Here is a 15,625-nt window from a genome sequence, read left to right on the forward strand (position 1 = left end):
CCGCTCCCCCGTCTCAGACGGCCCGGTAGGCCGCCCTCAGCTTCGCCACCGCACCGGTCAGGTCACCGGTCAGCAGCAGGTGATCGGCGTCCGCGAACGGCTTGGACACCTTCTCCGTCAGCTTCCCGCCGGCCTTCTGCTGGACCAGCAGCCGGGCCTGGCCGACGATGGTCCGGCCCACCTCGGTCCGGCCGAGACCGGTCCTCTCCGCCACCTGGGCGGCCAGCGCCAGCGCGGTGAGCGTCAGCTCGCCGCCGGCCGGGGGCTTCCTCAGCGTGGTGAGTCCCCAGCCGTAGGGGAACTGCGGGTCGTACGCCGCGTCGCCCACGTTGATCGGCAGCTGCGCCTCGGACTTCGGCCAGGTGACCGGGAGCTGTCCGGTGAAGGCCCGCTTGCCGTAGAGCACGTCGGCCACGCCGTCGCCCTCGGTGCCCGGCAGCCAGGAGGCCACCAGCGCGTCGATGCCGCCCAGCCGGTCGCCGATGAGCTGCGGGCGGCCCGAGACGATCAGGACGGCGCACTTCATCGCGGCGCACACCTTGTCGACCGCGGCCTTGTCGGCGGCGGAGAGTTCCAGGTCGTGACCGTTGCCGACGTCGCCGATGCCCTCGGCGTACGGGGTCTCGCCGACCACCACGACACCGACGTCGTAGCCGTCCGTCGCGGCCGACGCGTCCTTGGAGTACGTGACCGAGGCGGCGTCCTTCCTCATGGCCGAAAGGATCGTGGTGCCCGGGGTGATGTTCCCGGACGAGCCCTGCCAGCTGACGGTCCAGCCGCCGGCCTGGTTACCGATGTCGTCGGCGTTGGAGCCGGCGACGTACACCTTCTGCGAGGACTTCAGCGGCAGCACGCCGCCGTCGTTCTTCAACAGCACCTGGGACTTGGCCGCGGCCTCACGGGCCACGGCGCGGTGTTCGGCCGAGCCGACCTTGCCGAGGTTGGCGGTGTCGGCGTACGGCTTCTCGAACAGGCCCAGCCTGAACTTCTGCGTCAGGATGCGGGAGACCGCGTCATCGATCCGGGCCTGGGTGATGCGGCCCGCGGTGACCTCGTCCTGGAGCGTCCTCGTGAAGTCCTTGTACGCCGTCGGCACCATGATCATGTCGAGGCCGGCGTTGACCGAGGTGCGGACGTCGCTCGCGTAGTCGCCGGGGATCTGGTCGATGGCCTGCCAGTCGCTGATGACGAACCCGTCGAAGCCCATCCGGTCCTTCAGCACGCCGTTGATCATCGCGGCGTTGGCGTGCATCTTCACCGGGCCCTCGTCGTCCCCGAGGATGTCGAGCGAGGAGTAGGACGGCATGACCGTGCCGACCCCGCGCTCGACGGCCTCGGTGAACGGGGCGAGGTGGACGGCCTCCAGCTCCTGCCGGGTGACCTTGGTGACGCCTTGGTCGATCGGGTACGAACCGGTGGTGGAGGAGCCGTACTCCGTACCGCCGTCGCCCACGTAGTGCTTGGCGGTCGCCAGCACCTTGTCGTTGCGGTCCAGGTCCTTGCCGGAGGCCGCTCCCTGCATGCCCTGGATCACCGTCTCCAGCGACTCCACGAGCGCCGGGTCCTCGCCGTACGCCTCGTAGGCACGGCCCCAGCGGTCGTCGCGCGAGACGCAGAGGCAGGGGGCGAAGTCCCACGGGATACCGGTGGCGCGCACCTCGTTCGCCGTGACGGCGCCAGTCTTCTCGACGGTCCGCGGGTCGCGGGTCGCGCCGAGACCGACGTTGTGCGGCATGATCGTCGAGCCGATCACGTTGTTGTGGCCGTGCACCGCGTCCACGCCGTAGATCAGCGGGATCTGGAAGCGGGTCGCCTGGGCGCGCAGCTGGTAGGAGTCGACCGTCTTCGCCCACGCGGCCGGGGTGTTGGGCGTCGGGACGGAGCCACCGCCGGAGAGCAGCGAACCGAGGTCGTAGGTGGCGATGTCGCCCTGGGAGCTGAGCGCGTTGCGCTCGGCCTGGGTCATCTGGCCGGCCTTCTCGGCGGGCGACATCCGGGCGAGCAGGTCGGCGACCCGCTGCTTCACCGGCAGCTTCGGGTTCTGGTAGGGCAGCCCGTGGGCGTCGATGACGACCTGCGGGTTCTCCTTCGGCGGCCTGGCGCCGGTGACGGTGAGTTCGAGCGGGACCGTCTTCGCGGAGGCGGATCCGGTGATCTTCTTCGTGTCGACGGAGACGCGGTGCGCGGTGCCGGAAGCCGTGCCGGCGGGGAAGGTGTACGTGCCGCTGACCGGGGTGTAGTCGGTGCCGGATGCCGCGCTGCCGCCCTTGGTCTCGTAGGCGACGGTCACGGGCTCGTCCAGCGGGAGGGAGCCGGTGGTGGCGACGGAGAGGTCGATGTCCGCGGTGGCGCCCTGCGTGACGGGGTGGACGGCCGCGTCCGTGACGACGCTCGCCTTCAGGGCGGCGTCCGCCTTGCCGTACAGCTCCATGCCGTCGATGGCGAACTTGCCGGGGGCGCCGGGCGGCAGGGTGAGGGCGTAGCCCCACATCTCGTTGAGGCCCAGTACCTGGTCGATACCGCCGACCGGCTGGTAGTCGCCGCGGTAGGTGAAGTCGGCGAAGGGGACCTCGACCTGGTGCCAGCCCTCCCAGTCGTCGGTGAAGGAGGTGGTCCACAGCTCGGAGGCCTCGCCGTGGGCGCCGCCGTCCTTGATCTCGAAGCTGATCTTCCTGCCCGAACCGGGCGGCAGGGGTGCGGTGTTCTGGCCGTACCACCAGAACCGGATGCCCTTGTGCGCGGACCAGTCGTGGGCGGGCCGGTCGGCGGCGTAGTCGTGGCTGAGTCCGCCGTAGCCGCTGATGTCGTAGGTGCCTTCGAGGACCTTGGCGCCCTCGGGCGCGTCCGCGCGTTCCTTCAGTGCCAGGGCGGGCGGGTCGTCGGCGTCGCCGCCCCAGGTGAAGATGCCCTCGGCGGGCTGGTTCGCGAAGGGGACCTCGCCCTCGAACCGGTCGACGGCCACGGGTGCCGGATCGTCGGCCGCGGCGGGCGCCGCCGCGCTGGGGACCGCGCCGGCGAGCAGGCCGGCGAGGACGGTGGCGGCGGCGAGTGCGGCCGTCGCGGGTCTCGCGCGGTGACGGGTGCGTGGTGGCATGTGCGGCTCCTCGGTACGGTGACCGCGCGCGGCACGGCGGGGTGCGGATGCCGTGCCGCGCGCGGGGTGCGGGTGTGACCTTGAGGTGCGGGGGTGCTTCTGCCGGACGGGCCGGTTACTTCTTCTGCTCGACGCGCACCCAGTCGATCTCCGCCTTGATGCCGCCCTGCGCGATCCGGTCGACGCTGGACTGCGGAAGACCCCAGTAGGGCGTGGTGACCTTGTTCCAGCCGGCCGGATAGGCGCCGCCGAGGGCCAGGTTGAGGATCACGTACTGGTTGTGGTCGAAGACCCACTGGCCGCGGGTCGACTCCAGCTTCTGGCGCGAGGTCGTCTGGACGACCCGGTCGTCGACGGTGAACGTCATGCCCTCGGGCGTCCACTCGACGCCGTAGGTGTGCCACGCGTCGGCGCGGCCGCCGTTCGGATACGTCTGCTGCTTGCCGATGTTGCCGTCGGCCGAGTAGCCCGGGCCGTGCAGGGCGGAGCTGGTCCAGTCGCCGTAGCCGATGTTCTCCATGATGTCCGTCTCGCCCGAGCCGGGCCAGGAGACGGACGGGTCGTCGACATTGCTGCCGAGCATCCAGAAGGCGGGCCAGAAGCCGTCGCCGACCGGCAGCTTCATACGGGCGCTGACCTTGCCGTAGGTGAAGTCGAACTTGGTGTTGGTGTCGACCCGGCCGGAGGTGAAGTCGAAGGTGCCGTTGGGCGTGGGGGTGCACGCCTTGCAGTACTTCGACTCCAGGACGAGGGCGCCGTTCTCGGTGCGGATGTTGTCCGCCGAGTCGACGTAGGCCTGCGACTCGCCGTTGACGGGTCCCATCTCCGTGCCGGTGCGCACCACCCGCCACTTGGAGCGGTCCAGCCCCGAGCCGGTGAAGTCGTCGAAGAAGGTGGTGCTGTAGGCGCCGCCGGGGTTCTTGGGCAGGGCCGGGTAGGCGGCGTCGGCGCTGCCTCCGGTGCCCCAGACCTGCAACTCGTAGAGGGAGTAGCCGAACTGGGCGGTGGCGGGCGCCGGGTTGTAGAACGAGCGGCGTTCGACACCGAGCATCCGGACGTAGCGCCCGGTCGCCGGGGTGGGCAGGGTGACCGTGTCATGGCGTCCGGCGGCCTCGCCCGGCGCCTTCACATCGGCGCGGCGGGCGGCGACGTCGGCGGCGGACGGCTGGTAGACGGTGCGCCAGGTGCGGTTGTCGTCGGAGACCTGGATCCGGTAGTCGACGGCGTAGGCCGCCTCCCAGTACAGGTCGACGGTGTCGATCGTGGAGGTGGCGCCCAGGTCGACGCCGACCCAGCGGTCCGCGTTCCAGTCGCTGGACCAGCGCGACTGGTCCGCCTTGAGGTCGGCCGGCCAGCCGCCGTCGGTGACGAAGGCCGGTGAGTTGCCGGCGTGCTGGTAGAGGTTGCCGTACGCGGGGTGGTTCAGGGCCAGGTTGGTGCGGGTCGTGGAGGCGGGGGCCTGCTCCCCTCCGTACACCTTGAAGGAGTACAGGGAGTAGCCCCAGGCGGTCGCGCGCTGGATGCCGCGCATCCGGACGTAGCGTCCGGTGACCTCCTGCGGGTAGGTGTGCGCAGTGACGCTGCCGCCGGTGCCGTCGTCCTCGGTGTAGAAGGCGGTCCAGTCGGTACCGTTCTTCGACACCTCCAGGACGTACTTCTTGCCGTAGGCGGCCTCCCAGTCCAGGGTGACCTGGCTGATGCGGAGGGTGGCGCCGAGGTCCACCCGGATCCAGGCGTCGTCGGCGGTGTTGCTCGACCAGCGGGTGGTGCCGTTGCCGTCGGCGGCGGCCCCCGGTCCTGTGGCGTCGTTCTCGCTGCCGGACGCGGTGACGGCGCCGGGGTCGGCGGTGTGGGCGGCGGCCGCCCGGTCGGTGTCCCAGGCCGCGGCCTGCGCCGCCGGCCGGGGGGCGGCCGGAGCGGCGAAGGCCATGGGGGCGGCGAGGGCGATCAGTGCGGCGGTGGTGGCTGCCAGAGTCGTACGAGAGGGCACGGTGGGGCTCCCGTTCGTATCCAAGGAGGCTGCGCGGCCACGCGCGCGGGCGCGGCTACGCGTTGCGGGTGAGGTGGATGGTGTCGCGGTACCACTTGGCGCTGTCCTTGAGCGTCCGCACCTGCGTGTCGTAGTCGACGCGGACGATGCCGAATCGCTTGTCGTAGCCGTAGGACCACTCGAAGTTGTCCATCAGCGACCAGGCGAAGTACCCCCGGACGTCGGCCCCCTGAGCGCGGGCGTCGGCGACGGCGGCGATGTGGTCGGCGAGATAGGTGGTGCGGTCGGCGTCGTGGATCTCGCCGTCCGCGGAGACGGTGTCGTCGAACGCGGCACCGTTCTCGGTGATGACCGTCGGGAGGGCGTAGTCCTTCTCCAGACGGACCAGCAGGTCGGTGAGGGCCGTGGGGGTGATCTCCCAGTCCATGGCGGTACGGGGCAGCTCGCGCTCCACGACCCGGGTGACGGGCAGCCCTTCGGCGTCCGTCGTCGCGCCGTCCTCGGTCACGCCGGAGAACAGCGTGCCGCGGTAGAAGTTGACGCCGAGGACGTCCAGCGGGGTCGCGATGACGGCCAGGTCGCCTTCGTGGACGGGGAGTTCGATGCCCTGGGCGGCGAGGTCGGTGACGATGTCCTCGGGGTAGGCGCCCTTGACGACGGGATCCAGGTAGAGACGGGCACCGAGCCCGTCGGCGCGGCGGGCCGCCTCGGCGTCCTCGTGGCTGTCGGTCTCCGGGGTGGCGGTCCCGAGGTTGAGGGTGATGCCGAGTTCGAGCTCGTTGCCGCGGGCGTCGGCCTGCTCCCGCAGGTACTGCGAGGCGAGGCCGTGGCCCAGCAGCAGGTGGTGGACGGCGTGGATCGCCTCGCCGAGGTTCTTCCGGCCGGGGGCCTGGGCGCCGTAGGCGTATCCGAGCATCGCCGAGCACCACGGCTCGTTCAGCGTGGTCCAGTGCTTCACCCGGTCGCCCAGGGCGTCGTAGGCGAGGGCGGCGTACTCGGCGAAGCGGTAGGCGGTGTCGCGGGCCGGCCAGCCGCCCGCGTCCTCCAGCTCCTGCGGCAGGTCCCAGTGGTAGAGGGTGATCCACGGGGTGACGCCCTTGGCGTCGAGCTCGTCGACCAGGCGCTTGTAGAAGTCCAGACCCTTGGCGTTGGCGGGGCCGCGGCCGCCCGGCTGGATGCGGGGCCAGGCCAGCGAGAAGCGGTAGGTGTCGACGCCCAGGTCGGCGATCAGCGCGACGTCCTCGGGCATCCGGTGGTAGTGGTCGCAGGCCACGTCGCCGTTCTCACCGCGGACGACCATGCCCGGCACCCTGCTGTACGTGTCCCAGATGGACGGCGTTCTGCCGTCCTCGGCCGCCGCGCCCTCGATCTGGTACGCGGCTGTGGCGACGCCCCAGCGGAAGTCGGCGGGCAGACCGGGTACGGCCTGGGCGGCGATCTCGCGGGCGTAGGCCTGGGGGGTGACGAGGTTCATGGTTCTCCTGTGGTGTGCGGTGCGTATGTCGCTACGAACGGGCGACTGCGGGGGCCGGGGCCTCCCGGTGGAGCCAGCAGGCCACCGAGCGCGAGCCGTCGCTCCCGTCCGGGGCGGCGAGCACCGGGACGTGGCTGTCGCAGGCCTCGACCTTCTTGGCGCAGCGGGGGTGGAAGGCGCAGCCGGCCGGCATCGCGGACAGGTGCGGGGGCGAACCGGGGATGCCGCTGAGCTCGCGGCGGGGTCCGTGCAGCGCGGGGAAGGAGTGCAGCAGTCCGTCGCTGTACGGGTGGTGGGGGTCGCGGTAGATCTCGGACGCGCCGGCCTCCTCGACGATCCGGCCGCCGTACATGATCGCGATCCGGTCGGAGAACTCGATGAGGAGCGAGATGTCGTGCGTGATGAAGACGACCGAGAAGCCGAGCTCCTCGCGGAGCCTGACGAGCTGGCGCAGGATCTGGCGCTGCATGACGACGTCGAGTGCGGTGGTGGGCTCGTCCATGATGACGATCTCGGGTTCCAGCGCGAGCGCCATCGCGATCATCACGCGCTGGCGCATGCCGCCGGACAGCTGGTGCGGATAGGCGCCGAGCCGGTCGGCGGAGATGCCGACGAGGTTCAGCAGCTCCCTGGCCCGCGCGGTCCGTGCCGCCTTCCGCATCTCCGGGCGGTGGGCCTGGAGTACGTCGGTGAGCTGGCTGTGGACCGTGTGGACCGGGTTCAGGGAGTTCATCGCGCCCTGGAAGACGATCGACAGCTCCTGCCAGCGGAAGGCGCGGAGCTCGGGTGCCGACAGGGTCAGCAGGTCGAGCTTCTGGCCGTCGCGCTGGTGGTAGTGGACCTCGCCGCCGGTGATGACGCCGGGCGGGGAGAGCAGCCGGGTGACGGCGTAGGCCAGGGTGGACTTGCCGGAGCCCGACTCGCCCGCGAGGCCGAGGACTTCGCCCCGGTGCAGGGTGAGGTCGATGTCGCGCAGGGCGTGCACGGCGTCGGACCCGGTCCCGTAGTCCACGTTGAGGCCGCTGATGGTGAGGACGGGCTCGCTCATGAGCGGGGCTCCTTCTCGGAGGTGCCCGTACGGGCCACGGGGGTGAAGCCGACGCGCATGCGGACCTTCCGGGAGCCGCCGGTCTCGGTGCGCAGGCGCGGGTTGACGAATTCGTCGATGCCGAAGTTGATGAGGGCGAGCGACATGCCGAGCAGCGCGATGCAGAGCCCCGCGGGGACGAACCACCACCAGGCGCCCTGGGCGAGTGCCTGGTTGGACTGCGCCCAGAAGAGCACGGTGCCCCAGTTCCAGTTCGAGATGTCGGCGACGCCGATGAAGGCGAGCGTGATCTCGGAGAGGATCGCGAAGATGACCGTGCCGACGAAGCCCGAGGCGATGACGGCGGTCAGGTTGGGCATCACCTCGAAGAGGATGATCCGCCAGGTCGACTCACCGGTGGCCCGGGCCGCCTCGACGTAGTCCCGGCGGCGAAGCGAGAGCGTCTGGGCGCGGAGCACCCGGGCGCCCCAGGCCCAGGAGGTGAGGGCGATGACGCCCGCGATCAGGAGGTCGCCGGTGTCGGTGACGAAGCTGGCGATGATGATGATCAGCGGCAGTCCGGGGATGACGAGGAAGACGTTGGAGAGCAGCGAGAGCACCTCGTCGGCGGTGCCGCCGAGGAAGCCGGCGCTGACCCCGATGAGCACGGAGAGGATCGTGGCGAGGATGCCCGCTATGAAGCCGACGACCAGGACGCCGCGAGTGCCGACGAGGATCTGCGAGAGCACGTCCTGACCGGTCTGCGTGGTCCCGAACCAGTGGGATCCGGAGGGCGGCTGGAGCAGTTCGTTGCCCATCGTGTCGGGGTCGTACGGGGCGATCCACGGGCCGATGACGGCGATCAGCACGAAGAAGAGCAGGATGCACAGTCCGACGACGGTCTTGCGTCCGCGCAGGAAGCGGAACCTGCGCTTGCTTGCGGCCGGGGTCTCGATCGCGTCGAGTACGGCGACCTCTGTGGCGGTGACAGCCATGTGTCCTAGGCCTCCCTTCGGGTACGGGGGTCGAGGAGCATGTAGAGGACGTCGGCGAGGAGGTTCGCCGCGAGGACGGAGAGCGTGATGATGAGGAAGATGCCCTGCATGAGGGGATAGTCCTTGGCGCCGACGCCCTGGAAGAGCTGGTAGCCGATGCCCGGGTAGGAGAAGACCATCTCCACCAGGAGCGTGCCGCCGACGATGAAGCCGAGCGAGAGGGCGAAGCCGGAGATGTTGGGCAGGATGGCGTTGCGTGCCGCGTAACCGAACATCACCCGGCGCTCGGAGAGGCCCTTGGCCTGGGCGACCATGACGTAGTCCTCGCTGGACACCGTCACCATCATGTTGCGCATGCCGAGGATCCAGCCGGCCACGGCGCTGAGGACGATCGTGAACCCGGGCAGCACCCCGTGGTACAGCGCGCTGGAGATGAACGGCCAGTCGAAGGCGGGCACCAGCGAGTTGTCGTAGCCGCCGTCGGCCGGGAACAGCGGCCACTTCACCGCGAACAGCGAGATGGCGATCAGTCCGAGCCAGAAGTACGGGATGGCGGAGATGAAGGTGGTGACGGGCAGCAGGCTGTCCATCCAGGAGCCGCGCCGCCAGCCGGTGAAGACCCCGATGCCGGTGCCGAGCACGAAGCTGATCAGCGTGGTGATGCCGACGAGGGCGAGGGTCCAGGGCAGCGACTGGGCGATGACCTCGCTGACCGGCGTCGGGAAGAAGGTGAAGGAGAGCCCGAGGTCGCCGTGGAGCAGGTGCGACCAGTAGTCGGTGTACTGCTCCCAGATCGACTGCTTCTTGTCGAGGCCGAACAGGGCCTTGAGCGAGGCGATGGCGTTGGTGTCCAGCTGGCCCTGGAAGCGGGCGATGAGCGACTGGACGGGGTCACCGGGCATCATGCGCGGAATGAGGAAGTTGATCGTGATGGCGGCCCAGGCCGTGACCAGGTAGAAGGCGAGCCGTTGGAGCAGGAACTTCACTTCGCAGCCTCCTTCTCGTGGTCGTCGGTGCGGGCGGCGCCGGTGCCGTCGTACAGCCAGCAGGCGGCCCACTGGCCGTCGGCCAGGTCGAAGCGCGGCGGGAGTTCGGTGCGGCAGCGCTCCATCGCCTTGGGGCAGCGGGGGTGGAAGCGGCAGCCGGCCGGCGGGTCGATGAGCGACGGGGGCTCGCCGCTGCCGGTCTCCTCCTGCTCCTCCTCGTCGACGACCCGGTCGGGGTCGGGAGCCGAGGCGATCAGCAGCTGGGTGTAGGGGTGCGCGGGGCGCTGGGTGACGGTCTCGCTGTCACCGCCCTCCACGATCCGGCCCGCGTACATCACGAGCGTGGAGTCCGCGAAGTAGCGGGCGGACGCGATGTCGTGGGTGATGTAGAGGATCGCGAGGTGCATGCGGTCCTTGAGGTCCTTGAGCAGGTTGAGCACTCCGAGCCGGATCGAGACATCCAGCATCGAGACGGGCTCGTCGGCGAGGAGGACCTGGGGGTCGGCGCCGAGCGCGCGGGCGATGGCCACGCGCTGGCGCTGACCGCCCGACAGCTCGTGCGGGAACTTGTCCAGATACTGATGAGGAGGAGTCAGCTGGACGCGGTTCAGCAGAGCTGTCAGGTTCTGTTCCAGTTCCGCCTCGCCGCTGCCCGCCCGGCCGTGGATCTTCAGGGCACGGGTGAGGTGGTAGCGCACGGTGTGCACCGGGTTCAGCGAGGCGAACGGGTCCTGGAAGATGAGCTGGACCCGGCGTACGTAACTGCGGAAGGACCGGCCACGTCCGGCCTTCACCGGCTGGCCGCCCAAGTGGATCTCGCCCTTGGTGAGCGGATACAGCTGCGCGAGCAGTCTGGCGACGGTGGACTTCCCGGAGCCCGACTCCCCCACCAGTGCCGTGACGGTGCCGCGCCGCAGTTGCAGCGAGACGTCGTCGACGGCGTGGACGGTACGGCGCTTGCCCGCGAGGAGATCGCGGCCGGTGCGCCGCACGGCGAAGTGTTTGGTGACTCCGCGTGCTTCGAGCACGACGTGGTTCTTTTCGAGCTGTTCAGACATGGCCGGTACCTGGATCCCTGGGGTGTGAGGCCGACGGCCCTACTTCGACGGCTTGAGCTTCAGCACGACTTCCAGCGCCGAGCGCTGGGTGTGCTGCGGGTCGGCGTACGGGTCGGCCTCGGTGGGCCAGCCCACCCAGTTCTTGGTGGAGTACTCGGCCCCGATGGGGGCGGCGGCGGTGGGAATCATCGGCGCCTCCTCGACCATGATCTTCTGGAGGGTGTTCATGGCGGCGGTGCGGGCGGTGTCGGTCGTGGCGTTGGCGAAGTCCTTGAGCGCCTCGGTGGCCTCGGGGCTCTTGAAGCGGCCGAAGTTGCCGAGCTGGGAGGCCTTGCCGATCGGCTGGAGCAGCGCGCCGTCCATGATGTTCTGGTACATGTCGTAGGGGGTGGCGCCGCTGTTGGTCCAGTGCAGGGTGGCGTCGAAGTTGCCGTTGGCGACGTCCGCGCCCCAGGCGTCGGCGGTCTGCGTCTTGACCTTGGCCTCGATGCCGATCTTCTTGATGTTGTCCTTGATGATCGACAGACCCGTGATGTAGTCGTTCCAGCCCGCCGGGTCGGTGAAGGTGAGCTTCACCGCCTTGCCGCTCGGGTCCTTCAGCACACCGCCGCTGAGCGTGAAGCCGGCCTTCTCCAGGACCTTCTTGGCGCCCTCGACGTCAGGCTTCGTCGTGGCGCTCTTGTACTCGGGGGCGATGAAGGACTGGCCGGCCGGCAGCGGAATGCCGGTGGGGCTGGTGATCTCCGGGTAGAGCGTCGCCTCGGCCTGGGTGTAGATGGCGTTGCGGTCGACGACCATCGCCATGGCCTTGCGCAGCGCCGGGTTGTCGAACGGCTTACGGGTGGTGTTGAACCAGAGGCCGTGGATGCCGAGCCCGGAGGGGAACCACAGCTTGTGGTTCTTCGGGTCCTTGGCGATGAACAGCTTCTTGTAGTCCGGCATGAAGACGAACGACCACTCGAGCTTGCCGCTGGCCAGCGCGGTGGTGGCGGCGTTGTTGTCGTTGTACGTGCTGTAGCGCAGCTCCTTGACCTTCGTCTCGCCCTTCCAGTACGTGGGCGTGGCGGTCAGCGTGGTGGTCTGCGGGGTGAACGTCTTGAGCTTGTACGGGCCCGAGCCGACGGGCGTGCGGTTGGGCCAGGTCTCCGGGTTCTTGACGCCTTCCCAGATGTGCTTGGGCACGACGAACTGCTGAAGGATCTTGTTCTGGTTGACGTACTGCGAGTCCTCGAAGGTCAGAACGACCTTCTTGCCCTGGACCTCGACCCCGTCGTACGCGATGCCGTCACCGTTGAGCGCCGGGTGCTTCTTCAGCAGGTTGAAGGTGTACGCCACGTCGTCCGCGGTCACCGGCTTGCCGTCGGCCCACTTCGCCTTGCCGTCCAGGGTGAAGGTGAGCTTGGTGAAGTTGAGCTCCCACTGCCAGTCCGACGCGAGCCACGGGTCGGCCTTGGCGGTGGGCCGGATCTGGCTCACCATCGCCAGCGGCTCGTAGATCATGAAGCGGTAGCCGAGGGTGGCGCCGGCCGAGGTGTTCAGGAACGGGTTGCTGTTGTTCGTCTGCGGCCCGTCCGGCTTGCCGATGTTCAGGACACCGGAGGCGCCGCTGCCGCCCTTCTTGTTGTTCGAGTTGGCTGACGAGCATCCGGCGGCGAGCGCGACCACCGCGGTGGCGAGCGCGACCGCTCTGAGCGTGTGGTGACGGCGTGCGGACATGGCGACTCCAGGAGGGACTGGCGGGTCTGGGAGATCCGGAAACGGGCAGCGCTCGGCGCGCCGGGTACGGGCGGTACGGGTGGTGCGGGTGCGGACGGGCCGGGGGCCCGCCGCTAGGGCGCCGAGTGGCGCACGACCAGTTCGGTGGGCAGCACGACCGGTGCGTCGGGTACCGGTGTGCCGCCGAGGTGGGAGAGCAGCATCCGTGCGGCCGTCTCACCCATCTGCCGGGTGGGCTGGCGCACGGTGGTCAGGGGCGGTTCGGTGTGCTCGGCCATCGGGATGTCGTCGAAGCCGACCACCGCGATGTCGCCGGGCACGGTGCGCCCCGCGGCGCGCAGCGCCCGCAGCACACCTGCCGCGGTGATGTCGTTGTGCGCGAAGACCGAGTCGAACTCCGCGCCGGAGGCCAGGAGTTCCTCCACGGCGACGCGGCCGCAGCGTTCGGTGAAGTCCCCGCGGAAGACGAGCTCGGTGGGCAGGACGGAGACGAACCCCGCCAGCCGGTCGCGTACGCAGCCGAAGTCCTGGGGGCCGGTGATGACCAGCGGCCTGGTGCGGCCGGCAGCCCGCAGATGGCGGGCGGCCGACGCGCCTCCTTCGTGGTTGGTGGTCACGACGGAGGGGAATTCGGGGTGGTGGCCGCGATCGTCGATCAGCACGATCGGCAGGCCGCCGCGGTGCAGTGCGGTGAGGTGGTCGAGGGTGTTCTCGGGTTCGACGACGACCAGTCCGTCGAAGGCGCGCGCCGACACCTGGCTGGTGAAGCGCTCCACGGACTCGGCCCCGCGGTTGCAGGTGAAGAGCAGCAGCCCGTAGTCGGCGGCCTCGACGGTGTCGACGACGCCCTGCAGTACCTCGCCCATCCACGGCCAGGTCAGCGAGGGCACCAGCATGCCGACGGTGCGGCTGCTGCCGCGGGCCAGACCGACGGCGCCCGAGCTGGGCACGTAGCCGAGCTGTGCGATCACTTCACGAACACGGGCAGCCGTCGAACCGTCCACTTCGCCCTTGGTGTTGATGACCCGGGACACGGTCGTCTTGCTGACGCCGGCCTCGCGGGCGACATCAGCGATGGTGACTCGCATCGGGGGCCTCCAGGGACACAACGGACAGAGCGAACGGCCGGCTGTGGAACCGGTACCGCAACCGGTTCCGGAACCGGTACCGGCGTTGGTGGCGTGAGTTAACCCCGCTGGAACAGAGCCGTCAATACTTCACGTCGAGATTGGTCCGTACCCATCCTCGGAGCGGCCAGGAACGCCCTTGCGTTCAATTCCTGAACGCGCATCCTCTTGACGTGGGCACGTAAGAGCAGTTCACTCCCGTCTCGTCCGACGGCACGATCCCCACGCTCCCGCCGAGGAAGGCATCAGCCATGATCCGATCAGGAAGGGCGGCGAGGGCGCTGCTCGCCGCCGTGCTCGCGACCGCCGGGCTCACCGGACTCTCGTCCGGCACCGCGCAGGCCGCGGGCGAGACGGTGAACATCGCCCTGACCACCACGGACGACGCGGGCGGCCGCCATGTCACCCGGGGCCTGGAGGCCCAGACGCCGGTCGCCTTCGGCGCGGGGAACGGCGGTGGCGGCACGAACATCACGGTCGACGAGAACACCACCTACCAGACCTTCACAGGCGGCGGCGCCTCGTTCACCGACACCGCCGCGTACCTGATGAAGAGCAGCGGGGCGCTGAGCCAGGCGACCCGGGACGCCACGATGAAGAAGCTCTTCTCCCCCACGGAGGGCATCGGGCTCTCGTTCGTACGCAATCCGATGGGCGGTTCGGACCTGGCGCGGTACGGCTACACGTACGACGACATGCCCGCCGGGCAGAGCGACCCGTCGCTGGCGAACTTCTCGATCGCACACGATCTGGAGGACGTGCTGCCGCTGACGAAACAGGCCAGGCAGCTCAACCCGGCGCTGACGACGGTGGCCTCGCCGTGGACCGCCCCGGCCTGGATGAAGGACAACGGCCAGCTGAACGGCGGCTGGCTGAAGGCGGAGAACTACGGCGCCTACGCCGACTACTTCGTGAAGTACCTCCAGGCCTACCGGGACCAGGGCGTGCCGGTCGACTACGTCACCGCGCAGAACGAGCCGACGTGCTGCGGCGGTTACCCCTCGATGAGCTGGAACGGCTCCGGCCTGGCCTATTTCACCAAGAGCGAGCTGCTGCCCAAGCTGGCATCGGCCGGCCTGGCGACCAAGGTGCTGGCGCACGACTGGAACTGGGACACCTACGACGCGTACGCCGCGGCCACCGTGGACGACGCGGCGGTGCGCAACCACCCCAACTTCGGCGGGGTGGCCTGGCACGGCTACGGCGGTGACGTCACCAAGCAGACGACGGTCCACGACCAGTACCCGACGACGGACGCGTTCCAGACGGAGCACTCCGGCGGCACCTGGGTCGCCGACCAGCAGCGCGAGGACATGACCAACATCATCGATTACACCCGCAACTGGGCGAAGTCGGTGACCAAGTGGTCCCTCGCGGTGGATCAGAACCGTGGCCCGCACAACGGCGGCTGCGGCACCTGCGACGGGCTGATCACCGTGCACGACGGGGACAGCCGGAGCGGGCAGGTCGACTACACCGTCGAGTACTACACGATGGGCCACCTGACCAAGTTCGTCCGCCCGGGAGCCTCCCGGATCGCCTCCACCGCCAGTTCCACCGTGCCCAACGTCGCCTGGCGCAACCCGGACGGCTCGAAGGCACTGATCGCGTACAACGGCGGCGGCCAGACCCAGCAGGTGACGGTCAACTGGGGTGGCCAGAAGTTCACTTACTCGCTGCCCGGGCGCACTTCGGCGACCTTCACCTGGTCGGGGACGCAGTCGGGCGCACAGTCCGCATCGGGCGCCCTGTCCGGCTCCGGCGGCAAGTGCCTGGACGCGACGGGCAACACCGGCGCCGACGGCACGCCGGTGCAGATCTGGGACTGCACGGGAGCGGCCAACCAGCGCTGGACCGTCCAGGGCGACGGCTCGGTCCGCACGCTCGGCGCCTGCCTGGACGTGACCTCGGGCTCGACGGCGAACGGGGCGAAGGTGCAGCTGTACACCTGCAACGGCTCCGCCGCGCAACGCTGGACGTACAACCCTTCAACGGGCGACGTCGTCAACACGGCCGCCGGCAAGTGCCTCGACGTGACCGGCCAGTCGACGGCGAACGGGGCGCGCACCCAGATCTGGACGTGCACCGGGGCGGCCAACCAGAAGTGGCACCTGGGGTAGCTGCCCGCACGCACCTGGACCGCGGGCCGGAGAGCCGG

Annotated in this window: 10 protein-coding genes; 1 reads left to right on the plus strand and 9 read right to left on the minus strand. The window is 69.7% G+C overall.

Annotated elements, in window-relative coordinates; all coding sequences use genetic code 11:
• Positions 1–13: 13 nt before the first annotated feature.
• The 9 genes from OG521_11435 to OG521_11475 all read right to left on the minus strand — a co-directional run bounded on the left by OG521_11435 (position 14) and on the right by OG521_11475 (position 13,428).
• Positions 14–3,094 (minus strand): glycoside hydrolase family 3 C-terminal domain-containing protein, encoded by a 3,081-nt coding sequence (locus OG521_11435; protein ID WUW21363.1) that lies wholly within the window; start codon positions 3,092–3,094, stop codon positions 14–16.
• A gap of 115 nt (positions 3,095–3,209) precedes the next feature.
• Complete coding sequence (locus OG521_11440; protein ID WUW21364.1) at positions 3,210–5,084, minus strand: discoidin domain-containing protein; 1,875 nt, start codon at positions 5,082–5,084, stop codon at positions 3,210–3,212.
• A 55-nt stretch (positions 5,085–5,139) separates the two neighbouring features.
• The gene (locus tag OG521_11445; GenBank protein ID WUW21365.1) at positions 5,140–6,558 is read right to left on the minus strand and encodes a GH1 family beta-glucosidase; all 1,419 of its coding nucleotides are present in this window, start codon (positions 6,556–6,558) and stop codon (positions 5,140–5,142) included.
• Positions 6,559–6,589: 31 nt separating this feature from the next.
• Complete coding sequence (locus OG521_11450; protein ID WUW21366.1) at positions 6,590–7,606, minus strand: ABC transporter ATP-binding protein; 1,017 nt, start codon at positions 7,604–7,606, stop codon at positions 6,590–6,592.
• Positions 7,603–8,580, minus strand: coding sequence for an ABC transporter permease (locus OG521_11455; GenBank protein ID WUW21367.1), 978 nt, complete (start codon positions 8,578–8,580; stop codon positions 7,603–7,605). The genes OG521_11450 and OG521_11455 overlap by 4 nt, the downstream gene beginning before the upstream one ends.
• 5 nt (positions 8,581–8,585) lie before the next feature.
• Entirely contained in the window at positions 8,586–9,566 is a 981-nt protein-coding gene (locus OG521_11460) for an ABC transporter permease (protein ID WUW21368.1), read from the minus strand.
• Complete coding sequence (locus tag OG521_11465) at positions 9,563–10,624, minus strand: ABC transporter ATP-binding protein (protein WUW21369.1); 1,062 nt, start codon at positions 10,622–10,624, stop codon at positions 9,563–9,565. Before OG521_11465 ends, OG521_11460 begins: the two co-directional genes overlap by 4 nt.
• A 39-nt stretch (positions 10,625–10,663) precedes the next feature.
• A complete protein-coding gene (locus OG521_11470) occupies positions 10,664–12,340 on the minus strand; it encodes an ABC transporter substrate-binding protein (protein ID WUW21370.1) in 1,677 nt (558 codons plus the stop codon).
• Positions 12,341–12,453: 113 nt separating this feature from the next.
• The gene (locus OG521_11475) at positions 12,454–13,428 is read right to left on the minus strand and encodes a LacI family transcriptional regulator (GenBank protein WUW21371.1); all 975 of its coding nucleotides are present in this window, start codon (positions 13,426–13,428) and stop codon (positions 12,454–12,456) included.
• A gap of 290 nt (positions 13,429–13,718) precedes the next feature.
• On the opposite strand from OG521_11475, the gene OG521_11480 reads away from it, so the two are divergent.
• Positions 13,719–15,587: a lectin gene (locus OG521_11480; GenBank protein WUW21372.1), complete on the plus strand. Its 1,869-nt coding sequence runs from the start codon at positions 13,719–13,721 to the stop codon at positions 15,585–15,587.
• The last annotated feature ends 38 nt before the right edge of the window (positions 15,588–15,625 follow it).

Origin of the sequence: Streptomyces sp. NBC_01463 (genome assembly GCA_036227345.1) — a bacterium.
In the GTDB taxonomy this organism is placed as follows: domain Bacteria; phylum Actinomycetota; class Actinomycetes; order Streptomycetales; family Streptomycetaceae; genus Streptomyces.

Coding starts and splice junctions, on each gene's coding strand:
- OG521_11435 (WUW21363.1), bottom strand. CDS start 3,094: ATGCCACCACGCACCCGTCACCGCGCGAGACCCGCGACGGCCGCACTC.
- OG521_11445 (WUW21365.1), bottom strand. CDS start 6,558: ATGAACCTCGTCACCCCCCAGGCCTACGCCCGCGAGATCGCCGCCCAG.
- OG521_11450 (WUW21366.1), bottom strand. CDS start 7,606: ATGAGCGAGCCCGTCCTCACCATCAGCGGCCTCAACGTGGACTACGGG.
- OG521_11455 (WUW21367.1), bottom strand. CDS start 8,580: ATGGCTGTCACCGCCACAGAGGTCGCCGTACTCGACGCGATCGAGACC.
- OG521_11465 (WUW21369.1), bottom strand. CDS start 10,624: ATGTCTGAACAGCTCGAAAAGAACCACGTCGTGCTCGAAGCACGCGGA.
- OG521_11470 (WUW21370.1), bottom strand. CDS start 12,340: ATGTCCGCACGCCGTCACCACACGCTCAGAGCGGTCGCGCTCGCCACC.
- OG521_11475 (WUW21371.1), bottom strand. CDS start 13,428: ATGCGAGTCACCATCGCTGATGTCGCCCGCGAGGCCGGCGTCAGCAAG.
- OG521_11480 (WUW21372.1), top strand. CDS start 13,719: ATGATCCGATCAGGAAGGGCGGCGAGGGCGCTGCTCGCCGCCGTGCTC.